20 protein-coding genes are annotated in these 22644 nt (G+C 36.9%); 8 read left to right on the plus strand and 12 right to left on the minus strand.

Going from position 1 to position 22644, the window contains the following annotated elements:
• Window positions 1-14 precede the first annotated feature (14 nt).
• The gene (gene cysD / locus FHG85_RS05645) at window positions 15-923 is read left to right on the plus strand and encodes a sulfate adenylyltransferase subunit CysD (RefSeq protein ID WP_173073847.1); all 909 of its coding nucleotides are present in this window, start codon (window positions 15-17) and stop codon (window positions 921-923) included.
• 20 nt (window positions 924-943) lie between these two features.
• On the plus strand, window positions 944-2221 hold the full coding sequence (locus FHG85_RS05650; protein ID WP_220429241.1) for a sulfate adenylyltransferase subunit 1: 1278 nt from the start codon (window positions 944-946) through the stop codon (window positions 2219-2221).
• A gap of 10 nt (window positions 2222-2231) precedes the next feature.
• Here FHG85_RS05650 and FHG85_RS05655 read toward each other — a convergent pair whose 3' ends face one another.
• The 3 genes from FHG85_RS05655 to FHG85_RS05665 form a co-directional block, all read right to left on the minus strand.
• On the minus strand, window positions 2232-2705 hold the full coding sequence (locus FHG85_RS05655; RefSeq protein WP_246249280.1) for an NUDIX domain-containing protein: 474 nt from the start codon (window positions 2703-2705) through the stop codon (window positions 2232-2234).
• 133 nt (window positions 2706-2838) lie between these two features.
• Window positions 2839-3606 carry a C40 family peptidase gene (locus FHG85_RS05660; protein ID WP_173073849.1) on the minus strand — a complete coding sequence of 256 codons (768 nt, stop codon included), beginning with the start codon at window positions 3604-3606 and terminating at the stop codon, window positions 2839-2841.
• A gap of 23 nt (window positions 3607-3629) precedes the next feature.
• Window positions 3630-4187, minus strand: a complete 558-nt coding sequence (locus FHG85_RS05665; RefSeq protein WP_173073851.1) for a hypothetical protein — start codon at window positions 4185-4187, stop codon at window positions 3630-3632.
• Between the two features lie 90 nt (window positions 4188-4277).
• Between FHG85_RS05665 and FHG85_RS05670 the strand changes: the two genes are divergently transcribed.
• Both FHG85_RS05670 and FHG85_RS05675 read left to right on the plus strand, forming a co-directional pair.
• The gene (locus FHG85_RS05670) at window positions 4278-4958 is read left to right on the plus strand and encodes a hemerythrin domain-containing protein (RefSeq protein ID WP_173073853.1); all 681 of its coding nucleotides are present in this window, start codon (window positions 4278-4280) and stop codon (window positions 4956-4958) included.
• Complete coding sequence (locus FHG85_RS05675; protein WP_173073855.1) at window positions 4959-5531, plus strand: response regulator transcription factor; 573 nt, start codon at window positions 4959-4961, stop codon at window positions 5529-5531.
• A gap of 84 nt (window positions 5532-5615) precedes the next feature.
• Here the strand turns inward: FHG85_RS05675 and FHG85_RS05680 are convergent, their stop codons facing one another.
• The 7 genes from FHG85_RS05680 to FHG85_RS05710 form a co-directional block, all read right to left on the minus strand.
• Window positions 5616-6578 carry a hypothetical protein gene (locus FHG85_RS05680; RefSeq protein ID WP_173073857.1) on the minus strand — a complete coding sequence of 321 codons (963 nt, stop codon included), beginning with the start codon at window positions 6576-6578 and terminating at the stop codon, window positions 5616-5618.
• 8 nt (window positions 6579-6586) lie between these two features.
• Entirely contained in the window at window positions 6587-7621 is a 1035-nt protein-coding gene (locus tag FHG85_RS05685; protein WP_317167942.1) for an MBOAT family O-acyltransferase, read from the minus strand.
• Between the two features lie 472 nt (window positions 7622-8093).
• Entirely contained in the window at window positions 8094-8663 is a 570-nt protein-coding gene (locus FHG85_RS05690) for a tetratricopeptide repeat protein (RefSeq protein ID WP_173073859.1), read from the minus strand.
• An 83-nt stretch (window positions 8664-8746) separates the two neighbouring features.
• Window positions 8747-9310, minus strand: a complete 564-nt coding sequence (locus tag FHG85_RS05695; protein ID WP_220429242.1) for a tetratricopeptide repeat protein — start codon at window positions 9308-9310, stop codon at window positions 8747-8749.
• Between the two features lie 6 nt (window positions 9311-9316).
• Window positions 9317-10732 (minus strand): pyruvate kinase, encoded by a 1416-nt coding sequence (gene pyk, locus FHG85_RS05700; RefSeq protein WP_173073863.1) that lies wholly within the window; start codon window positions 10730-10732, stop codon window positions 9317-9319.
• A 107-nt stretch (window positions 10733-10839) separates the two neighbouring features.
• Window positions 10840-12477 carry a cbb3-type cytochrome c oxidase subunit I gene (locus FHG85_RS05705; RefSeq protein WP_173073865.1) on the minus strand — a complete coding sequence of 546 codons (1638 nt, stop codon included), beginning with the start codon at window positions 12475-12477 and terminating at the stop codon, window positions 10840-10842.
• Between the two features lie 14 nt (window positions 12478-12491).
• Window positions 12492-13067 (minus strand): cupredoxin domain-containing protein, encoded by a 576-nt coding sequence (locus FHG85_RS05710; RefSeq protein WP_173073867.1) that lies wholly within the window; start codon window positions 13065-13067, stop codon window positions 12492-12494.
• A 133-nt stretch (window positions 13068-13200) separates the two neighbouring features.
• Between FHG85_RS05710 and xerD the strand changes: the two genes are divergently transcribed.
• Together xerD and FHG85_RS05720 are read left to right on the plus strand one after the other, a co-directional pair.
• On the plus strand, window positions 13201-14097 hold the full coding sequence (xerD, locus tag FHG85_RS05715; RefSeq protein ID WP_173073869.1) for a site-specific tyrosine recombinase XerD: 897 nt from the start codon (window positions 13201-13203) through the stop codon (window positions 14095-14097).
• Between the two features lie 24 nt (window positions 14098-14121).
• The gene (locus FHG85_RS05720; protein WP_173073871.1) at window positions 14122-14301 is read left to right on the plus strand and encodes a helix-turn-helix domain-containing protein; all 180 of its coding nucleotides are present in this window, start codon (window positions 14122-14124) and stop codon (window positions 14299-14301) included.
• A gap of 38 nt (window positions 14302-14339) precedes the next feature.
• Here FHG85_RS05720 and FHG85_RS05725 read toward each other — a convergent pair whose 3' ends face one another.
• Both FHG85_RS05725 and FHG85_RS05730 read right to left on the minus strand, forming a co-directional pair.
• Window positions 14340-17618, minus strand: coding sequence for a S41 family peptidase (locus FHG85_RS05725; RefSeq protein WP_173073873.1), 3279 nt, complete (start codon window positions 17616-17618; stop codon window positions 14340-14342).
• A 280-nt stretch (window positions 17619-17898) separates the two neighbouring features.
• On the minus strand, window positions 17899-18273 hold the full coding sequence (locus FHG85_RS05730; protein WP_173073875.1) for a hypothetical protein: 375 nt from the start codon (window positions 18271-18273) through the stop codon (window positions 17899-17901).
• A gap of 247 nt (window positions 18274-18520) precedes the next feature.
• Here FHG85_RS05730 and FHG85_RS05735 point away from each other — a divergent pair, with 247 nt between their 5' ends.
• Window positions 18521-20617, plus strand: a complete 2097-nt coding sequence (locus FHG85_RS05735; RefSeq protein ID WP_173073877.1) for a M3 family metallopeptidase — start codon at window positions 18521-18523, stop codon at window positions 20615-20617.
• Window positions 20618-20920: 303 nt separating this feature from the next.
• Window positions 20921-22453: a KamA family radical SAM protein gene (locus tag FHG85_RS05740; RefSeq protein ID WP_173073879.1), complete on the plus strand. Its 1533-nt coding sequence runs from the start codon at window positions 20921-20923 to the stop codon at window positions 22451-22453.
• Window positions 22454-22644: the final 191 nt, after the last annotated feature.

Below are 22644 nucleotides of genomic sequence, written 5' to 3' on the forward strand. Positions count from 1 at the left end.
ATTATTATTAAGATATGAGCGAAAAGGTACCAATCAATCATTTACGTGAATTAGAGTCCGAAGCAATTTTTGTAATTCGCGAAGTGGTTGCTCAGTTTGAAAATCCAGTAATGCTATTTAGTGGTGGAAAGGATTCCATTGTGATGTATCATCTGGCAAGGAAAGCTTTTTATCCTGCCAAAGTTCCATTCCCCCTAATGCATATCGATACTGGCCATAATTTTCAGGAAACTCTAGATTTTAGGGATTGGTTAGTTAAAGAAACTGGCGTTCAGCTAATTGTTAGGTATGTTCAGGATTCCATTGATCAAGGAAGAGTGGTTGAGGAAACAGGATACAATGCAAGTAGAAACAAGTTACAAACCGTTACCTTACTTGATGCAATAGAGGAGCTTAAAATCGATTGCGCTATGGGAGGTGGACGTCGCGACGAGGAAAAGGCTCGAGCTAAGGAAAGATTCTTCTCGCATCGCGATGAGTTTGGACAGTGGGATCCTAAAAACCAACGCCCAGAGTTATGGAACCTATTTAATGGCCGTAAAAATATAGGAGAGCATTTTAGAGTTTTCCCTATAAGCAACTGGACTGAAATGGATGTTTGGCAGTATATTTTGCTCGAGAATATTGCTATCCCATCACTTTACTTCTCTCACGAACGTGAGGTTTTTGAGCGTGATGGCGTGCTGTATGCCAAAAGCCCATACATTAAAATGAAAGATACCGAGAAGGTTGAAAAACGAATTGTGCGGTTTAGGACCATCGGTGATGCAACATGTACAGGAGCTATTGAGTCTAAAGCAAATTCTGTAGAAGACATTATTCGTGAGGTTGCTGCAACTAGAATTACAGAACGTGGTGGCAGGGCCGATGACAAACGCTCTGAAGCAGCAATGGAGGATAGAAAAATTGAAGGTTATTTTTAGGATTTTAATTGTTAATTGAAATGGAAGAAAAAACTATAGAACGTTCATACCTTGATATGGAGCTTTTACGTTTCACTACTGCTGGTAGTGTTGACGACGGTAAAAGTACTCTGATTGGTCGCTTACTTTACGACTCTAAAGCTATTTTTCAGGATCAGCTTGAAGCAATTGAGCGGGCTAGTATAAAAAAGGGCGAAGAGTATGTTAATCTTGCCCTTCTTACAGATGGTTTAAGGGCTGAACGTGAACAAGGTATTACTATCGATGTTGCTTATAGGTATTTTCATACACCAAAGCGCAAGTTCATTATTGCCGATACCCCTGGGCATGTTCAGTATACCCGTAACATGGTAACTGGTGCATCAACTGCCAATGCAGCGGTAATACTTGTTGATGCTCGTCATGGTGTTATTGAGCAAACTATAAGGCACGCGTATATCGCTTCGCTTTTAAGGATCCCTCATGTTATCGTTTGTGTGAACAAGATGGATTTGGTTGAATTCAAACAGGAAGTTTTCGATGAAATTCAACAAAAGTTTCATGAGTTCTCCTCGCATCTCGATTTACATGATGTACGTTTTATTCCCATTAGCGCCCTTTTGGGCGATAATGTAGTTGAGCGATCAAAAAATATGGACTGGTATCAAGGTCCAACACTATTATATCTGCTAGAGAACCTTTACATTTCAAATGATTATAATCAGCTCGATGCTCGTTTTCCTGTTCAGTATGTTATTCGACCTCAATCAACCGAATATCACGATTACAGAGGCTATGCTGGAAGGATGGCTAGCGGTACTTTCCGTGTAGGGGATAGGGTGAAGGTGTTGCCTTCTGGGTTCACAACCACAATTAAGGGCATCGATTTTTGGACCGATCATCTTGACTCGATAACTGCTCCCCAGTCTGGTACAATATTGTTAGAGGATGATCTTGATGTTTCCAGGGGATGTATGATTATACCTGAAGAAAACGGAATAAAACAGGGCCAAGATGTTGAGTTGATGATTTGTTGGTTAGGCGATAAGCCAATGGTACCAGGTGGAAAATACGCCCTTAAGCATACCACTAACGATTTACGTTGTATGATTAAAGAGGTGAAGTATAAGGTTAACATTAACACACTAGAGAAAGATTATACTGATAAGGCAATTGGTATGAACGATATAGCTTGCATTTCTATAAGGACAACTAAACCGTTATTCTATGATTCATACCGTGTGAACCGAGTAACAGGAAGTTTGATTCTTATTGATGAGGCTACAAATGTTACAGTAGGTGCTGGAATGATAATCTAGCAATCAAGATTTATTTTGACATATAATCCTTAAGGCAGTTCAGTGCTGCTTTAAGGATTTTTTCATGGTCAAATGCAAGCGGTGGAAGTTCACCTAACTTAAACCATTGGGCTTTAGCAGCATCATCTCCAGCTTTTGGTGTTGGGCAGTTTGGTGGGGCAATACCCCAAAATGCTATTGCTATATTTCTATCGCGTGGATCTCTATCTAATTCGTCAAACGCACCAATTTGTCTTAGCTCAATGTTTTTAAGGCCAGTTTCTTCTTCCAACTCTCGTTTAGCAGCTTGTACAAGAAGCTCATCCATTTCTGGAAAACCACCAGGGAAAGCATACCTTCCCTTAAAGGGCTCATTCCCCCTTTGAATAAGTAATACATAGTTTGGATTTCCTTCGTGATTTACTTTAAAAATTACAGTGTCAACTGTAACAAGCATTCGTGGGTATGGATATGAGTACATCAGTTTCTCCTTAGGTCTATTCATCTGAATTTTTCTTATTATGAATTCTATAAGCAATCCAGATGGCGAATAAAATAAGAACAGTAATAATAATAAGTTGAACTTTTATCATGGTTTTGTTTTTCTCAAAATACGCAATTCGGTTATAAATGTCAAGTTAAAGCAACCTTTTAATTATCCTAAGCTTATGGGTATACTCACCTAATTGGTTGTTAAATATGCCCAAATGGTCAAATTTATCAATCCTAACATAACCTGAGCTATGAATAATTTCGTTGGGACTTATGAGTATACCTGTATGAGTAATTTGACCTTCCTCGTTGTCGAAAAAAGCTAAATCGCCAGCAGTTGCGTAGTTTGAGAACTCAATGGTTTGACCATGCTTGGCTTGTTGCCACGCATCGCGGGGCAACAACTTTCCTATAGTTCTATAGCAAACCTGAACAAAACCAGAACAATCAATCCCAAAAATCGATTTACCTCCCCATAGGTATGGTACATTCAAAAAGCGTAAAGCCGTTTTAATAAGGTTTTCAGCAGTTGGTGGGGCAGTGGTTATACTACTATTCTGGATTTCAAACTCTTGCTCATAAAGTTTAAAACGATTGTTAACAGGTTTATATAAAAATGAACCAGGACTTAGCAGTAAGTTTGAACTGTTCGATAAATCTTTAACCTCTACAAGCCAGTCATTGATAATATAATCATTGAGGCTGTTTAAATCAGTATCATCCTTAATAATCTCAATTAATCGGGAATCAACCCATCCATGATAGCTGTCGAGCGTGCTTTCAATTCTGAGCCATTGTTTGTAGGTTTCTAAAACTGAAACCTTTTCTCCAAAAAGGAGCTGATTAACCATTTCGGTGGTTTCGTTAGGTTCTTTCCGAACAGGGACAACACTCTTCGATGCTAATCCAAGCATAGTTTGTGGGTTTACTGTTGGTCTTAATCCCAAACCGCTGTTATTTTAGCAGTTAGTTCTTTGCCATTTATAATGTTCTCAACGGTAACTTGTAGTGGCGATTTTAAGGTGATCTCTAGGGTGTGCTCTATCCAACCAGCAATTCTTTCCATTATAAGCTTTTCGTCAACGCTAAATTTCTCAAACTGAAGTACAGCCTTTTTCTCGCCCGATTCAATAACCTTTATAACTGCAGGATTGTAATATGTAGAAAAAATGTTAGAGGCCCTGCTTAAAACAAATTGAGGGGAGCTAATCCGTACGAAAATTTTATAAATACCTTTGAGTGCGATATCTGCACTAAACCTACCAATTTCTCGTGCGGCCTTATTATAATCGCCATTAAAAAAGAGATCGGCTGCTTTTTGAGTAGGAATAATAACAGATTCTATTAAGGGATACCATGTAGTGGCATAAATAGGATCTTCCATTATTTTCCTTGAATTGCTTGGTAATGATTTTAGCCAATCGGAATAATTTTTTAAGTGATTTGCTTTTACAAAATCGGGAGTAGCTTTTACGGCTGAACCTTTAATTTCCATTTTATTTTTGTTTTATACAATTTTAAACAATCTTTTAAAAATTACAAAACAAAATTTCAATCTGTTTGTTATATTTTAAACAATTGCATTATGAATTTCGAGTCAAGAACATTGATGGCCGATTTAGTTTTTTCAAGCTATAATTTACTACCAGTTTTAAATAGGTTTGGCATTCGATTAGGTTTTCGTGACCAAACCGTTGAAGATATATGTTTGCAAAAGGGTATTAATAAAGATTTTTTCCTTGCCATTGTTAATACATATGTCGACCCTTCCTACCTACCCAGCTCAGGATTGCTAGAGTTCAACCCTTTGTTAATTGTAGATTATCTTAAACGAACACACCAGTATTACATATCTTATTCAATTCCTAGAATTGAGAGGATGCTCGATAAGCTTGTAAATAGCGGTAAAAGTGAAAAAATGCAACTCATTAGTAAGTTCTATAAGGAATATGTTGATGAGTTTTTTATTCATATTAAAGATGAAGAGGATAATCTTTTCCCTTACGTTGAACAATTAGTGCATAATGAGTATGATAATCACTATAAAATATCAACTTTTGAGAAGGTTCACACCAGTTTAGATGAAAAGATTTCGGATTTAAGAAACTTAATAGTAAAATTTCTTCAAGAAGATTATGACGACAATGCCTGCAATGAATTTTTGATTGCCCTGCACAATTTTGAGGACGATTTAAAAGACCATGCTAGAATTGAGGATTTGATATTAGTGCCTATTGTTAAAAAAATGGAGAGTAAGTTGAGCTAAATGAAATGTCATGTACATATAATCCATCCGTCTGATATTGTTAGGTTAGGTATCGAAAATATTATACGTTCAATTCCATTGGTACAAGTAAGTAGTTACCTGTATTTTAAAGATTTTACGTATCAACCAAATGAAAAAAACTTGGTTATATTTGATAAGGATTATTTAGATGATTTCTATGATATCACCAAAAGGCATAATGGGAAATTGATTTTGGGTATTTGTATAAATACTGGTAATAAGATTATCGGAAAATCGGATGTTAAGTGTGTTAAACTTGATATTGGTGAAAATGAATTAAGAGAGCTGGTAAAGCATGAACTCGGATTAACAGGTAAAAGCATTGGGAAGGTTGAGCAAAACTCGTTATCGGCAAGGGAGGTAGATGTGGTTAGGTGCATTGCAAAAGGAATGTCGAATAAGGAGATTGCTGATGTTTTATGTATTAGTACACATACAGTTATTACACACCGCAAAAATATTACTGCAAAGTTAGGAATAAAATCGGCGTCAGGATTAACAGTTTTTGCATTACTTGAAGGTATAATATCGGGTTCCGATATGTCGTTGTAACTTATAATTATTCAACAATAATTAAGAATATTGTAAGCGATATATTCGAGGTAAGAAAAAAACTTTACAATTAATAAGGTTTTATTAGTTCTTGCTTTGTTGTTGTTTTTTGACCCGTTTTAGTACTCCGCTGTCTTTTAAAAGTTCTATAAGTTTATTATTAAATATCTCAACACCATTCAGGTTTAGGTGATGAGAGTCGAAGAAATGAAGTGAATCATTTAACGATACTATCTCGTTAAAATTATAATAGGTGGAATACTTTCTCATTATTTCGTCAAAATACTTTGTGTTGGTATACCTTTTATAGTTAATCTTAGGGATTGGGGCATATACCAGTATTACCTCAATATTTTTACTTTTTATTTTATCAATTATTTCATTAAAATACTTAAGTTGCTTAGGATTAATTTTAATTTCTTTTTTATCAAGCTTTTGAGGGGAGTAAAAACCTAGCTTTTTCTCAACAAAACCACCTGGAATGTATGTATCGTTATCTTTATGAGTAGGTTCAATGTATGACTTGTTTAAACCAAGTAATTCTCTAATAAAGCCATATATCAATGTATTATACGTTCTAATACTATTGATTTCTAATGCCATCTTTATTGTGTGAAAATCATTTTTGCCATTTGCAATTAAATCAAGCGAGGATTCTACACCATCTAACGAGAATATGTCGGGGTAAACTTCATAAATTACTAATTTGGGATTTAACTGATCTAGGTATCTGTCAATTAGTATTTTTGTCTGAATTGGTGTTTGGGAGCTTGAACCTAAATTAAATGATTTTAATCCATTTTTTGAAAATATTCTGGTGTCAAAACCCCGATATGCGTGCGAAGAACCTAAAAACAAAATATCAATATTGCTATATTTTTTTATTTCGGATAGTCTAGTGTATAAATGTCCATTTGCCCCAACTTTATAGTTGATGTTTGGTTTAAGCCACGAAGGGAAAGCTTGCTCCCAAACACATAATAGGGCAATGTAAAATACGGATGTGAATAAAAGAAACTTTGTAGTATTTATTAAGAACTTTCTCATATATAAAATTAAAATTGAAAGTAAATAAATGGCGATTCAACAGTAGGCATGTACATTCCAATAAGAAAAATTATTAATGAATAAAATGCCCATCTTACAGGTTTAGGCCAGCTTATTCCAATTTTTGAAATAGCATATTTTTCTTCTCTTCCAATCCATTCAATTAAGGTGAATACCATAACTAGTATTATGGTAGCTAATGCTCGTGGCATCCCTTCAAATTTTGGCATTGCAAAAAGTGAAGGTGAAAAAATTCCTGAAATGTAACTTATTGCATGACTAATATTTTCAGCTCTGAAGAAAACCCACGCAAAAACAGTCAATGTAAAAGTTAGTAACATATTGAAAAATTCTCTTTTACTAGGAAGGAATTTACCTTGAGCAACCGTTTCCAAGTTTTTGCGGTTTTTATTAGTTAACAAAAGAGGTAGGAAGTATAAGGCATTAAGAAACCCCCAGGCAATAAATGTCCAATTTGCCCCATGCCAAAAACCACTAACCAAGAATATTATAAAGGTGTTTCTAATTTTCATCCATGTATTTCCTCGGCTACCTCCCAGAGGGATGTAAAGGTAATCTCTAAACCAGGTAGAAAGTGAGATGTGCCAACGACGCCAGAATTCAGCAATATCTCTAGAGAAATAGGGGAAGTTGAAGTTTTGCATAAGGTCAAAACCAAAAAGTTTTGAGGTGCCTATTGCAATATCGGAGTATCCAGAAAAATCGCCATATATTTGAAATGTGAAAAATAAGGCGCCAAGCACTAAAGTGCTCCCTGAATAATCCGAAGAGTTATTAAAAATAAGGTTTGCATAAGTAGCACAATTGTCGGCAATAACTATTTTCTTAAAGAATCCCCAAAGAATTTGTTTCAGGCCGTCAATAGCATTTAAATAATCAAAATCTCTTTTTTTGTAAAACTGAGGTAATAAATGCTTTGCTCTTTCAATTGGTCCAGCAACAAGTTGAGGGAAAAAACTTACAAAAGCAGCAAAAGCAATAAAATCTTTTGTTGGCTCAAGTTTCTTTTTGTAAATATCAATGCTATAAACTTAATGTTTGGAAGGTGTAAATTTAATGCCAACTGGTAAAATGATATTCAGCCTGTTGGCTTTAATTTCAAGACCAAAGAACGAAAGCGGTAACGAAATTTTCTAGAAAAAGTTATAGTATTTGAAAAGCCAAGAACTCCAAGATTTACAATTATACTTATCCAAAGTAACCTTTTCCTTTTTTCTGATTCTCTTCATTTAATAAGCCAATTCCAACAACATAATCAACAACAGTACTAATAAAAATTAAGGATAAAACCTCCAGTTCCACCAGCCATAAAAATATAAATAGCCACAACTAAAAGATTTTGAAGTTTAAGGTTTTTGTTTGTTATGAACCAATATAGAATAAAAACTATTGGTAAGAAAATGGCAAAGTCGATTGAATTAAAAGCATATTTTCTCTAAAATCTTTTTAAACTATTTTCACTTTAAATTTTGCAAACAAAGTTGTAAAGTAAACTTATTGTTTGCAATTATTAAAATATAAAGTTTGAGATTCTATATTTCCTTTATTACCTGAAATTGAAAAGCATTTACATGCTTCCTTTCTTTCACCTAGATTCATTAATGATTTTCCTTTTAAAAGGTACGATTCACTAACCTTGTAATTAAGTTGGATGGCCTTGTCAAAGTCCAATATTGCCTCGCGGTATTGTTCGGCTTTGTAGTAAATTTTACCTCTCTTAAAGTAAAGTTCGGGATTTTGAGGGTTAAATTTTAAGAGTTTAGCCAAAGAGAGTAGGGCTTCGGAGTAATATCCTGCCTCAGAAGCACAATCTATTTTGAGATTATTTGCTATTGGGTTGTTGGGGTAAAAATCAAGATATTTTTTTACGTTTAGGTATGCATTCTCCCATTCATTTTTCGCTGATAATATCTCGGATTTTATCAAGTAGAATTCAGGTTTTCCTCCAGAGTAGTTTATTGCTTGGTCAATAAGTTTATCTGCCTTTTCGCACTCATCTATTAGCAAATACGCTTTTGCCTTAAGGGCAATTAAATTATAATCTTTTTCTCCTTTTTTGGGCAATTTCTAAATCTTTAAGAGCCAGGTTTATATTTCTTAACTTTAAATGAGCTGTTCCTCTAAGAAAACAGTTTTGAATTTGATTTTTACTCCTGATTCTTTGGTTTAGTAGATCGATAAACTTTTTCATATTCTTTTGAATTAATCAGGTATTCAGCATGGTTTATGTCCTTTTCTAAGGAAGAGTACCAATCCTTTTCCCATGTTTCTTTCCATTCTTTATTGTTAGCAAGTATTGAAAAGTCGTTGTCCAGTATGTATTTACTTTCAGGTTCACGGTAAATGGAGTTTAGGTTAATTTTTATCCATTCAAGGCATTTTGAAGTATCGTTTAGGCGACAGTAGGTTTTTGCAATGTAGTAAGATGCAATGTTATTTCTAATTTTATTGGCCTTGTAAAAGGCGTCTAGCGCTTGTTTCGAGTAGTCTAAATTCAAAAGACTAGCGCCTTTAAGTAAATAAAACTCATATCTTATAGGCTTAAGCAATAAGCATGAGTCAATCCACATTATAGCATTATGAAAGTCGTTTTGATTAAATGCGGCTTCTGCCCTGTAGTAAGCAATGGGCATTTTTTGTGCAAAGGAAAAACTAGAAGCAAGAATAATAGGTGCAATAAACAAATTCGATATGAACCAAAACCTTTTCAAGATGATTTACTTCTTAGTAATAAGATTTTTCACCTTGCTAATTTCCATAAAGGAAGCTCCATTGCTAGGCCCAAAACTACCCCCTATAACCAGAACCATATCTTCCGAAGCAATTTTTCGTCGTTCGAGCATGGTGCTAATGGCATCGGTAAGGAAGTGGTCGCGCGAGGTTCTTGGTTCCATGTAAACTGCCTCAACACCATAGGAAAGGGCTAGCTCACGCATTACATGTTCCTTATAACAAATTGCATAAATGGGGATTTTACCACGAAAAGCTGAAAGGTACCTACCCGTTCTTCCCGTGAGGGTATCAACAATTATAGCTTTTATTGGTAGCGATGAACATGCTCTAACAGCAGCTTTGGCTAATGTTGCGGTTACCTCATTTTTAACTCTTACCAGGTTTAATGTGACATCTACATCGCGGGCTGCTTCTACTTCGCGTGCAACACTGGTCATCACTTCAACAGCCTCAACTGGATACTCACCATAAGCTGTTTCCCCACTAAGCATTATAGCATCGGTACGCTCATAAATTGCATTTGCAATATCGCTAATTTCGGCTCGGGTAGGGCGGGGATGTTCAATCATGGAGTGCAACATTTGTGTTGCAATTATTACTGGCTTTTTGCTCTCAATGCATTTACGTACTAAACGTCTTTGGATATTGGGTAGTTTTTCTGCTGGAATTTCTATTCCAAGGTCGCCACGTGCAACCATAATGCCATAGGCATGATCAAGAATTTCTTCTATATTATCAACCCCCTGTTGGTTTTCAATTTTTGCAATAATCTTTATAGGGCTATTATGCTTGTTTAGAATATCTTTAATCTCAAGCACATCGTGCTTGTTTCTAACAAAGCTGTGAGCAATAAAATCTACTTTATTCTCAATGGCAAATTGAACAAAAGCCTTGTCCTTCTCAGTTAGCGAGGGTAGGTTTATATGTACTCCTGGAATGTTAACACTCTTTCTTTGCTTAATAACCCCGCAGTTTGTAGCCTGGCATAAAAGGGCGTCTGGTGTTTTTCCAATAACTTCTAATTCAATTTCACCATCATCGATTAGTATTTTGCTTCCTTCTGGTACTTCGGAAGCAATGTTGTGATAGCTCACATAAATTGTATCGTTTCCTGATTTTCCATTAGGGTCCCCAATAATTTTAACCTGTGAACCATTTTCTACTTTAACCTCTTCACCATTAGAAGATGTTCTAATTTCGGGCCCCTTTGTGTCGACCAAAATCGCAATACTTTCAGAAACTTGACGAATGTTGTCAATAAGCTTTTTCGCTGATTCGGGATTCATGTGTGCGGTATTCAACCTGGCAACATTCATCCCTGCTTTATACAAAGAACGGAGAAATTCAATATCGCAACGTCTGTCGGAAATAGTGGCTACAATTTTGGTACGTTTAAGCATAATCAAAAATTTTTCACAAAAATACTGAACTTTTTTGAATGGTATTTTGAAAAAAGTTAAAGGGCCATCTGTTTTTGATGACCCTTATATAGTTTGTGCTGTTGATATTATTCGGGAAGTATTTGTTCTTTAGGGAGTTTTGATGGTTTAAAAATTTCAATAATACCTTTAATCCCAATAGTAAGAACTAGATTAAAAAAGTACGCTAGATATGCAAAAAGCAGTGCTGCACCTGCTATGGCTGCTAAAGCCATGAAAATATCGAATTCGCCGTTATAGTAGATTGTTCTGCGGAGCATTCCCTTTAAGCCTGCCATTCCCATGAACGCTCCCATTCCTATTCCTCCAAGTAGGTGTAGCCAGAAGTGCCATGATGTTAGTTTTACGCTAAAGATATTCAATCCATTAGTAAGAACTGGTAGTAACTTATAAACTACGGCGTAAAGTGTCATAGTAAGACCAATAAGAACAGCAACGTGAACATGTGGTCCAACAATCCATTGAGTGTTGTGAAGGATTCTGTTCATGCCCATATCGGCTTGAATGATACCGGCTGCAACAGCAAGTGCAAAACCGAGCAATCCGCCGAGGAAGAATTTGAGTTCAGGCGTCCATTTCAATGGACGGGCATTCCAAAGGGTTACAAGACTTATAAATAGCGCTAAGCCTTGTGTAATTAATTCGAAAGCTGTAACAAATTGGCCTGAAACAAGCTTTAACATTAATGGCTGAGCTTGATCGGAAAGCAGATGGTGCGACCATACCGTCCATGATACAACCAACTCAAGGAGTAGTAGGGCTCTTGCTACATTTTCCATGTATACATTCTTTACACCAGTTATGAGCATGGCCAACAAGTACCATGTACCTGCCACAAAGATTAAAACCAAACCATCAGCTATAAGGTCAAGCCCCCACCAGAACATGTTTTTGTACAAAAGTGCATCGATCCACGAGTTTTGAAGGTTATATCCTAAAATATGACCAACTAGATAAACTAAGATAAGAACGCCAGTAAATGTAATTATACCTGCATTTAAGAATACATCAACAGAACCTCTTGCTATTGCTGCTACTGGTAGAGGTACCTTGTGAGATTTTCTATTCTCTTTTTTACAGAACAGATTTGCTAGCCCGCTAACACCTAGAGCTGATGCTAATAATGCTCCACCAGGCTGCTTTTCCCATCCTTTAGGTGTATAGGCAATGGTTTTGAAAACAACAACTACAAAGATGATTGAAGCAACCATTACAAGTGCAATACCCAGAATGAAGAAAGTGCCTCCCCATGGGCCAAACTGATTAAAGTCGGCAGGGAGTGGCCAGTACAGTGTGTAGAGAGGACCATAGTGTGAAAGAAATCCAGCAAACCAGAATAGGAAAACACCAATTGTTATTAGCCAGAACGACCAGCTAGCAGCTTTAAAACCCCATAATGGTTTTTTCATAAGGTAGGGTAGGGCAAAATAGAATGCTCCAAATACGAGTGTATAGGTTGCGCCAAATATTCCAACCAATGGATGTGCAGTAAGTATGGCAAAGTATTGATGTTCGGGAATCAACTCTGTTAATGAGTTGGGCGATGCAAGAATTAGTCGCATTATCATACCTTCAATTACGGCAAAGCCATAATACAGTAATGATACTACCGCAAACCTTAGTGTTAACTTCTGTAATGGGGTAAGTCCCGAAAGACGTCCGTTTACCTCATTACCATTAATCAGTGTATTTATAAACTTTATCATAGTTCAAAGTTTTTTTATTCAACAGTTATAAAGTTTGGTATAAGCATTCGAGTGCTTTTAGGCCCTGCATATTCTGTTGAACGCAGCGTGAAGGTCCCTTTCTCTGTAAACTTCCAAACAATCTTGTTGTGGTAAAGAGGTAAAACCTGCATTTGAAGAACCATCGTGTTGTTGGGGCGGAATAACCCAAACCCATAGGTTAGGTCTTTGGAGTAAACATCAAATAGTATCGTTTCGCCTTCTTGTACTTTTAATGGCTCGTTGATAGGAAGTTCTTGTCGAACAGAGTCGGTTAAAAGGTAGAACTTAAAGCTATCAACCTCCATCTTTATTTCCCGGTCTGGGGTTATTTTTGAGGCATCCATCTCTAGTTTAACCCAAGGAATGGTGTGCATTGTTGTGAGATGGAGCGATACACCAATAATGATAAGTAGAATGGTAAAAGAGTAAAACAGGACTGGTTTTACTACTGGCTTTTGTGTGGGCTTAGTTATTCGATAAGCAAACCACACAAAAAGGATAATTGCCGCCAAGCTATAAATGGTGTAGGCGATAATTAATCCTGTTGCAACTACATCAGAGTTTACCATAAGCTTTTAGGTTTTGATTTCTTACACAAGTTAGAATATTTTAACATAAGTTTACATTGATATTAATCAAATCTTTCTTTTTATGATTGGAAAATATGCAAGTATTATATTTGTGAAAAGAAAGGTTTATTAAATGGGTTGGAAACATGCCATAGACGATTACGTCAACTTTTTGCGCCTCGAAAAGTCGCTTTCGGAAAATTCTATATCTGCATATTGTAATGATATTGACAAATTACGACAGTTTGCAGAGGGAAAAGGAGTAGAGCCTGAATTTATTACAAGGAAAGACCTGGAGGAGTTTTTATCGGAACTTCACGATTTGGGTTTAAACAAACGGTCTCAATCTCGAATCCTTTCTGGCATTAGAGGATTTTTCAAGTATCTGATTTTAGAAGATGTAATTGAGAACGACCCTACTGAGCTGTTAGAATCGCCCAAGATTGGTAGGAAGTTGCCTGAAGTGCTTTCTATTGAAGAGATTGATGCTCTTGAGGCCGCAATTGATCTTAGCAAACCCGATGGTCATAGGAATAGGGCTATTATTGAAACACTCTATAGCTGCGGTCTTCGGGTTTCTGAGCTGGTATCACTTCGTCTAACCGATTTGTTTTTTAACGAGGGCTTTATTCGTGTAATAGGTAAAGGCGATAAGGAACGTTTGGTTCCAATAGGCAGTAAGGCAAAAAATGATATAAACCAGTATCTTTCACAACGAAATGGAGTAAATGCTCGTATTGACCCTGATTATCGAGATATTGTATTTCTTAATCGTTGGGGACGCAAGCTGACCCGAGAAATGGTGTTTACAATAATTAAAAGGTGCGCTAAACTTGCAGGGATTAATAAAAACATTAGCCCTCATACGTTACGGCATTCGTTTGCCACACATTTAGTTGAGGGTGGTGCCGATTTGCGAGCTGTTCAGGAGATGCTTGGACACGAATCGATACAAACTACTGAGATTTATACTCATCTCGATAACCAGTATTTAAGAGAAACCATAATGATGTTCCATCCACATAAATAATTGTTTAACCTAAATTATACTGTTATGGATACCAATGAAAAGGTAATTGAAACTTTGAAATCGGCTGGAAAACCAATGAAAGCTGGTGAAATTGCTGAGGCATCGGGTGTTGATAAAAAAGAGGTTGATAAAGCTATCAAAAAGTTGGTAGCAGAAGGAAAAATTGAGTCGCCAAAGCGCTGTTTCTACGACATCAAGAAGTAAAAAAAACGGGTTGACAATCAACCCGTTTTTTATTGTGGTTATTTAGATTTATCTGGAGCTTGAGGAATTCCAGGTAAAGGTTTGTAGTCCTTAAGCATTTCTTTTATTTTCTCAATGGCCTTGTTTAGCTGGTCATCTTGCCCCATGTATTCACGATATGGGTCGTTATCTATTTCGATATCTGGGTCAACGCCATATCCTTCAATTATCCAGCTACTCTCATCGGAACTGTAACTAGCAAATTCGGGTTTGCGTAAATCACCACCATCAACAAATGGGAGTGAACCCGAAATACCAACAACGCCACCCCAGCTTCTAACACCAATAACAGGTCCTAAACCAAGTTTCTTAAAGCCATAGGGGAACAAATCGCCATCGGAGGCAGAGTATCTGTCAATTAGCAGTACCTTTGGACCGTAATGGGTTTGTGCAGGGATAGTATTTGGATATTTAACACCACGCCTCATGGTCATTCTGTAAACAATCCGACTTAAACGTTCAAGTATCATTGGTGATACATTTCCTCCTCCATTGCCACGATCGTCGATTATTAATGCTTTTTTGGTTAGCTGTGGGTAGAAGTATTTAACAAACTCATTGAGTCCGGCAACCCCCATGTCGGGTATATGGATATATCCTACTTCACCATTTGTAGCCTCATTTACTTTTCGAATATTATCCTGAACCCAGGTATAGTAATATAGTTCCGATTCGTCGTCAATTGGCTTTACAAGCACCTTTCTGCTTCCTTCAACCTTAGGAGAGGAATTAACTGTTAGCTCAACAGTTTTTCCTGCTTTATCAACCAGAGTGGAGTAGATATCAGGTATGGTTTTCAGATCAATACCGTTAACAGCAATGATATAGTCGCCTTCGTTAACATTAACGCCAATCTCTTTTAGTGGTGAACGAAGCGCATCGCTCCAGTTTGCTCCATTTAATATCTTGTCCACTTTGAAATAGCCACTTTTATCCTTGCTCAGTTTTGCACCAAGCAAACCAGTTTTAATTCTATCGGGTTTGGGCCTATCGCCGCTATTTACGTATGCATGACCAACGCTTAGCTCACCAATCATTTCGCCAATGATATAGGTAAGGTCATTTCTATGATTAACATATGGAACAAGCTCGGCATATTTATCGTGTATAGCTTTCCAATCAACACCATGCATATTTTCAACGTAGAAGAAGTCGCGCATCTGACGCCAGCTCTCGTCAAAAATTTGCTTCCATTCCTTACGATAATCAACCCAAACCTTCATGTTCTCAAGGTTTACTGTCTTTTCCATATTTATTTTGTTGGACGGTAGATCAATTACTGCATAGCTATGTTGTTTGGACACCAACATTTTTTTCCCGTTAGAAGAAATTGTGAATCGGATTGATTTTCCCAGTTCAGTTTCTTTTTGCTTTTTAAGATCGTACATCATTGCTACGGGTTGGCGGCTTCTTGAGTTAGAATAGTTATAGTATACCTTGCCATTGATGCAGTATATGTTGTAATACCTTCCAGCCTTCCCTGGTAGTTGAACTGTCCTGTTTTCTATACCATCAAAATCTATTATTACAGGTGATGTTTCGGGTTTTGATTTATCTTCAGCTTTCCCTGAATTTTTATTAGAGTCTTTATTTTTGTCTTTGTCCTGGTTACCTTCGATTTTTACTATATCGTTCTCGGGTGCAAATGGCGATGGGGTATCTTTTGAGAGCATAACCATGTATATATTGCTCATATCTACATAGGCATGGTTCCACTCCGTGTGGCTGTAAATGGGATTAAACTCCCTATCGGAAACAAAAAGAAGGTATTTCCCATCGTTTGAAAAGATAGGAGAGTATGATGAGAACCAGTTTGATGATACAGGCTTAATATCATTAGTTTCGGTATTGTAAACATAAATTACTGAAAACCTATTTTCGTCATCATCAGAGAAGGTTATCCATTTACTGTCGGGCGACCAGTTGTAGTTGTAAATTGGGCCGAAATCGCTCTTCTTAACAAGAGTTACCTTTTTTGTGTCGATATCAATATATTGTAGACGACCTAACCGATCGTTAAATGCAATTTTTTTGCTATCGGGCGACCATTGGATTCCGAAGATATAGTTGTTAATACCCGAAGTAATTTGTTTAGCTGGTTCACTTCTGTCCTGGGACTGAATGTAAATCTCATATTCGCCCGTTTTGTCGGAGAGGTATGCAATCCATTTACCATCGGGCGACCAGGTTGCTTCCCTGTCGTGTGCATCGGAACTTGATGTTAGGTTGTAGGTTATTCCCTTTTCTGAAGGAACAGTAAAGATATCACCACGTGCACTAAAAACAATGCGTTCGCCATTTGGAGAGAGATCTGCTCCAGTAATTCGTTTGCTTGCATCAGCCCAAGCAGAACGCGAGTAGTTTTGGTCGTTTGCAATTGTAACGTTGATTTTTCTTGTTGTTCGGGTTCTAACATCGAATGCGAATAGGTAGCCACCTTTTTCAAAAACTATGGTATTTTGGTCGAACGACGGGAATTTAATATCGTAATCGGTGTAATTTGTAATTTTTTCTATTGCCTTAGTCTTAACGTTATATGAGAATAGATTCATTGTTCTGTCGCGGTCCGAAAGGAAGAAGATTTCATCGCCAATCCACATTGGAAAAATGTCTTGAGATGGATTATTGGTAACGTTTACCACCTCTTTTGAGTTAAAGTCGAAAATCCAAATATCATCAGCCATACCTCCTTTATAGTACTTCCAGGTACGGAATTCACGGAAAACCTTGTTAAATGCAAGTTTGCTTCCGTCGGATGAGAATGAGCAAAAGCCACCCGTTGAAAGCGGGAGTTCCTCGCTCATTCCCCCATTCATGGGAACCATGAATAGCTGTCCTTTGAATGAGTTAAAGCTTTGTTTACGTGATCGATAAACAATTTTTTGTCCATCGGGGGTCCAGGCCATTACAATATTGTTAGGTCCCATCCTATCGGAAACATCATCACGGTTAAGTGTTGCCGTGAATGTTAATCTGGTAGGGATTCCACCTTCTGCTGGAATGCTAAACACTTCGGTATTGCCATCGTACTGGCCAGTAAATGCAATGGTTTTACCATCGGGTGAGAAATGTGGGAACATTTCATAGCCAACATGAGTTGTAAGCTTGCGGGCCACGCCACCCGATAATGGAACAGTATACAAATCTCCAGCGTAACTAAAAACTACCTGGTTGTTGTGTACTGCAGGAAAGCGCATTAACCTTGCTTCCTGGCCTAGGGCTGCTGTTAGCGAAATGGCTGCTGCCAAAATACAGAGCATTAATTTTTTCATTGTCATAGGTTTTAGTTGCAATTAGTACAAGTTAGATATTTTTTATGAGAAAAAGTTTAGACACCTTGTCACTTTTTGAATTCTCTTTTCAAAAGTGGTTGTAAAATTTATAACAAATAAAACACGGAGCATTTAAAAAGAAGAAGCTTTTATGTTTGAAACTGTAACCAATCTATGTTGTCTGGCATTCCGTTTTCACAGTGGAAGTCTATTCGTGCAAAAATTTAATTCAAGTTATAAAAGAAGGGCTTTTATTCAATGTATAAAAACATTATAAGGATTTGATTTACTGAAAATATTGCATCAATTTGCTACTCATGTCATCCAAGAATTCGTTAATTTCATCAATAAACTCTTCTTGTTTTTTTGTTCGGTTTATTGTTAAATGAATAATTATGGAATTGCGGTCGGGTGGGTATCCGGTGGTTATTGTCCAACATAGTGCATTGGGGCATTCTAATAACGAAAAACGAACTCCACCTTTGATCTCCATTCGATTTAAGGTGAACTCTCCCCAAATACCACCGATTTTTGATTCGCTCTCATTTAGAATTTCTAAATTAAAAATAGTAGAGCAAAATTGATCTAAATTGCTAACAGTTAGTTTTCTATGTATAGCCTGCTCTGTAGTTCTTACTTTAACAATTCTGAAAAATTCCATATGATATTATTGTAGTTTATGTTTTGTGGTAAAATTCAATCTGTTAAAGATATCAAAAAAAATAGAGATTGCTTAACATCTAGATAATTTATTACTTGAGTCTTATGCACTTTTAACCATAAAATATTAAAAATCATCTTTATGTTTTATCATCCTAAGCATGACATAGTAATTATTCCTTTATTCATGGTTAAACCTTATTTTACTATCTTTATCAAATCAATGTTAAACGATAAATTCATTTACTATGAGAAAAACGATAACGCTAATGCTACTATCAGCATTGTTTGTGTCAGGTTGTCAGAAAAAAACTGAGAACCCATTCTTTAGCGAGTATAAGACTCCATTTGGCGTTCCTCCATTCGACGAAATCAAGTTGGAACACTATGTGCCAGCATTTGAAAAAGGAATAGAAGAGCATCAGAAGGAGATAGATGCAATAGTAAATAATGAAGCAGAGCCAACTTTTGAGAATACTATTTTAGCCCTAGATAAGTCGGGTCGTTTGCTTACTAAAGTATCGAGGGTTTTTTATAGCTTGAATAGCGCTGAAACCTCGCCAGAGATGCAAGCACTTGCTCGTGAAATTGCACCAAAAGTAACTGCACATTACGATAATATTAGTCTTAATGAAAAGCTTTTTGAACGAATTAAAAAGGTTTACGAAAATCGAAACGAGCTTGGCCTTGATAGCCTACAACTAAGAACAGTTGAAAAGTATTACGAAGATTTTGTTCGTAATGGAGCAAATCTTAACGATGAGGACAAGGCAAAGCTGAGAGAAATAAATCAGAAACTTTCTGAGCTAAGAATTAAGTTTGGTGAAAATCTGCTAGCCGAAACTAACAAAAACTTCTTGTTGGTTATAGATAAACCCGAAGACCTAGAGGGACTGTCACAAGATATTATTGATGCAGCGGCCATTGAAGCTAAGAATAGGGGATACGAAGGGAAATGGGTGTTTACGTTACAAAAACCTAGCATGATTCCTTTCCTTCAATACTCTAAAAAGCGTGAACTCAGGGAAAAGTTGTATATGGGATATGTTACACGCGGTAACCACAACGATGAATTCGACAACAAAGCGATAATACTTGAAATTGCTAAGCTGCGAGCACAAAAAGCAAAGCTGTTAGGATACGAAACCTATAACCATTACATAATTAGCAAAAATATGGCTAAAACCCCAGAAGCGGTTTATAGCTTCCTTAATAAAGTGATGGAACCCGCATTAAAAGCTGCAATACGCGATAGGGAGGCCATGCAGGCTATAATAGATCGCGAAGGTGGCAACTTTAAACTTGCTTCATGGGATTGGTGGTACTATGCCGAAAAGTTAAAAAAGGAGAAATACGACCTTGATGAAGCTGAGTTAAAACCTTACTTTAAGCTCGAGAATGTTCGCGAAGGTATGTTTTATGTAGCTAATAAGCTATATGGCCTAACATTCACCAAGCGCACCGATTTACCTATTTATCATCCCGAGGTTGAGGTTTTTGAAGTAAAAGATGAGAACGATAATCATGTTGGTTTGCTTTACCTCGATTATCATCCACGTCCTGGGAAACGTGTTGGTGCATGGTGCGGTCGTTTCCGCCAACAAACCTATGAGAATGGCAAAAGAATCCCTCCTATTGTTAACATTGTTACCAATTTTACTCGCCCTACTGAAACCACACCAGCTCTTCTAACATGGGATGAAGTTGAAACCCTATTCCACGAGTTTGGTCATGCGTTACATGGATTATTCACCGATGGACCATACGATAGAATCGCTGGTAGCGTGCCACGTGACATGGTAGAACTTCCTTCGCAAATAAATGAGCATTGGGCAAGCCAGCCCGAGGTGCTTAAGTATTATGCAAAACACTATGAAACTGGCGAACCAATGCCTGACGAGCTAATAGAAAAGATTCAAAAGAGTTCTACCTTTAACCAGGGTTTTGCTACCGTGGAGTATATTGCTGCTGCAATTCTTGATCTTGATTGGCACAGTTTTACAGAACCCAAAGATGTTGATGTGCTTGAATTTGAAAAGCAATCAATGGATCGCATTAAACTAATTCCTGAAATTTATCCCCGTTATCGCTCTACCTATTTTAATCACATTGTTGGTGGTTATGCTTCGGGGTATTATGTATACCTATGGGCAGAGGTGTTAGATGCCGATGCATTTAATGCATTTGTTGAAACTGGCGATATTTTTAACAGGGAGGTAGCCGCTAAGTTTCGTAAGCATATTCTTTCTGATGGAGGTAATGATGATGGTATGAAGCAGTATCTGAAATTTAGGGGTAAAGAACCATCAATTGAGCCATTGCTTAAGAATCGGGGTTTATATTAATGGATTAAGAGGCTGTCAAGTACGACAGCCTTTTTTTTCTTCCTAATTTTTTATATTTTTGTGCTGCCATGAAAAATTTCATTGCTATTTAGTTTTGCATTGAAACTTCTACACCGCTTTAAGTGTTATTTTATCATGGTTAAATAAAATCTGTATAAAGCCTTAAGGCTTTCTCTGTATAGCAGCGGTGTAAGTTATAAAAATATTTAATCAGAAAATCACTTTTAAACGCAATAGTGAATTCTGGTTTTTCTTAAGTATTCAGGTATCTACATGTGTAAATTAACATAAAAACTATATACAATGAACAGAAAAGACTTCTTCTTCAAACCAAGGGATTTTAGGTCAATTGATTTGTGGAAAGATGTTACCGAGGAGCAATGGAACGATCCATTATGGCAGCTCAAAAACTCTATTCATAATGTTGACCAGCTAAAAAGGGTAATCAAGCTAAGTGATTATCAGGAGCAAGAAATACGCCGTGTGGTAGATGAACTTGAGCGGCAAGGTAAAGATCCGCTTCGAATAACCCCATATTATGCCTCATTGATGGATGAGGATCCATTCCATCCGGATATTCCAAAAGAAGAAAAAGGGAGCGATAGACTTGATCCTATCTTTTGGCAAAGCGTACCTACTCCAGCAAACCTTATGTTTCCTAACACAGGGCGTGAGGCTGCTATGTGCGAGGGCTCACGAAGTTATGGTGCAGCTTATCAGCGCTATCCAAATAGGGTTGCTCTATTTGTGGCTCAGAACACAAGCTGTGCTGCTTATTGCGTGCATTGTCAAAGAGCAAAATCGCTTGATGCTACTACCGATGTAAATATTGAGGAAATCAACAAGGCTCTTTTCTATATTAATTACAATGAGAATATTGAGGAGGTACTTGTTACTGGTGGCGATGCCTTGAGGGTTAGCAAAAAGCGATTACAATATGTGCTAGAGGAGCTAAGTAAGATTGATCATGTAAGAGTAATACGTATTGCAACAAGGGTGCCTGTTGTATTGCCAATGGCAATTACTGATGAAATGTTAACTTTGATTAAAGAGTCGGCAAATCGGTACACTAAAGGACCTGCAAAATACGTTTATTTTATGACCCATGTGAACCATTACAGAGAGATTACTGCCGATTTTGCTGCAGCCATTAAGCGTATTAACGACCATGGTTTTACGGTGCGAAACCAAACAGTATTCTTAAATCATGTAAACGACTACTTCCTAACTTTAGCGGAAACTTTCCGCAGAATGTTATGGGTTGGGGTTCACCCTTACTACTTGCTTCAATGCCATAAGGAGAAAGGTATTGTACATTTTATAGCTCCAATTCAGGTTGGACAAATCTATATGAAGCATTTACAAGGTTGGCTTTCAGGAATATACAGACCTACCTATGCTGTTAACATTGAAGGTGGTGGTGGTAAAGTGCTTCTAATGCCATTAAACTTTGATAATCTAAATCTGAACGTTAAGATCGACGAAAAAATATCGGAGAGTGGTGCTAAAGTACATACCTGGGACGATAAGGAAATATACGACTATGAGGCATTGGGCAGAGCCACTCCTCAGGAGTATAAGGAAGCGATTGAAATTATGGATAAGTTTATTGGTAGAAAGGGCGTGTTTGTTCCGAAAATTATTCTTGTTGATGAGGAGGGTAATAGGATTGAAACAACAAATCGTACTAAATTACCTCAATTTGAAAAACAGAAAAAAGCCAAGCTGCTTGGTTATAAAGTTGACAAGAACGGAATGCCAATTACAAACCCTGCAACTATAGCCTCAGAACTCGATCAACTTTACATTAAGTCGGAATATAAAGATAAAAGGTAAATCTTCTTAAGATGCTCTCTTTAATTAACGCCTACTCATTTTTGGGAAGGCGTTAATTTTTTTATTAAATGCATATTGTTTAATTTGAATAGTGAAAACAAGTAAGAGCCATTTTTTTTATGGAAATCTAACTCTACTTTCCGTTTTAGGTTTGATTTTTTCGAAAGGGATGATTAAATAACCATGTTTTA

The sequence above is a fragment of the Tenuifilum thalassicum genome, from assembly GCF_013265555.1.
Taxonomy (GTDB): domain Bacteria; phylum Bacteroidota; class Bacteroidia; order Bacteroidales; family Tenuifilaceae; genus Tenuifilum; species Tenuifilum thalassicum.

What these genes read in the sequence shown, in the direction of transcription:
- cysD (WP_173073847.1), top strand. Translation starts at nt 15, where the DNA reads ATGAGCGAAAAGGTACCAATCAATCATTTACGTGAATTAGAGTCCGAA.
- FHG85_RS05650 (WP_220429241.1), top strand. Translation starts at nt 944, where the DNA reads ATGGAAGAAAAAACTATAGAACGTTCATACCTTGATATGGAGCTTTTA.
- FHG85_RS05655 (WP_246249280.1), bottom strand. Translation starts at nt 2,705, where the DNA reads ATGAATAGACCTAAGGAGAAACTGATGTACTCATATCCATACCCACGA.
- FHG85_RS05660 (WP_173073849.1), bottom strand. Translation starts at nt 3,606, where the DNA reads ATGCTTGGATTAGCATCGAAGAGTGTTGTCCCTGTTCGGAAAGAACCT.
- FHG85_RS05665 (WP_173073851.1), bottom strand. Translation starts at nt 4,187, where the DNA reads ATGGAAATTAAAGGTTCAGCCGTAAAAGCTACTCCCGATTTTGTAAAA.
- FHG85_RS05670 (WP_173073853.1), top strand. Translation starts at nt 4,278, where the DNA reads ATGAATTTCGAGTCAAGAACATTGATGGCCGATTTAGTTTTTTCAAGC.
- FHG85_RS05675 (WP_173073855.1), top strand. Translation starts at nt 4,959, where the DNA reads ATGAAATGTCATGTACATATAATCCATCCGTCTGATATTGTTAGGTTA.
- FHG85_RS05680 (WP_173073857.1), bottom strand. Translation starts at nt 6,578, where the DNA reads ATGAGAAAGTTCTTAATAAATACTACAAAGTTTCTTTTATTCACATCC.
- pyk (WP_173073863.1), bottom strand. Translation starts at nt 10,732, where the DNA reads ATGCTTAAACGTACCAAAATTGTAGCCACTATTTCCGACAGACGTTGC.
- FHG85_RS05705 (WP_173073865.1), bottom strand. Translation starts at nt 12,477, where the DNA reads ATGATAAAGTTTATAAATACACTGATTAATGGTAATGAGGTAAACGGA.
- FHG85_RS05710 (WP_173073867.1), bottom strand. Translation starts at nt 13,067, where the DNA reads ATGGTAAACTCTGATGTAGTTGCAACAGGATTAATTATCGCCTACACC.
- xerD (WP_173073869.1), top strand. Translation starts at nt 13,201, where the DNA reads ATGGGTTGGAAACATGCCATAGACGATTACGTCAACTTTTTGCGCCTC.
- FHG85_RS05720 (WP_173073871.1), top strand. Translation starts at nt 14,122, where the DNA reads ATGGATACCAATGAAAAGGTAATTGAAACTTTGAAATCGGCTGGAAAA.
- FHG85_RS05725 (WP_173073873.1), bottom strand. Translation starts at nt 17,618, where the DNA reads ATGACAATGAAAAAATTAATGCTCTGTATTTTGGCAGCAGCCATTTCG.
- FHG85_RS05730 (WP_173073875.1), bottom strand. Translation starts at nt 18,273, where the DNA reads ATGGAATTTTTCAGAATTGTTAAAGTAAGAACTACAGAGCAGGCTATA.
- FHG85_RS05735 (WP_173073877.1), top strand. Translation starts at nt 18,521, where the DNA reads ATGAGAAAAACGATAACGCTAATGCTACTATCAGCATTGTTTGTGTCA.
- FHG85_RS05740 (WP_173073879.1), top strand. Translation starts at nt 20,921, where the DNA reads ATGAACAGAAAAGACTTCTTCTTCAAACCAAGGGATTTTAGGTCAATT.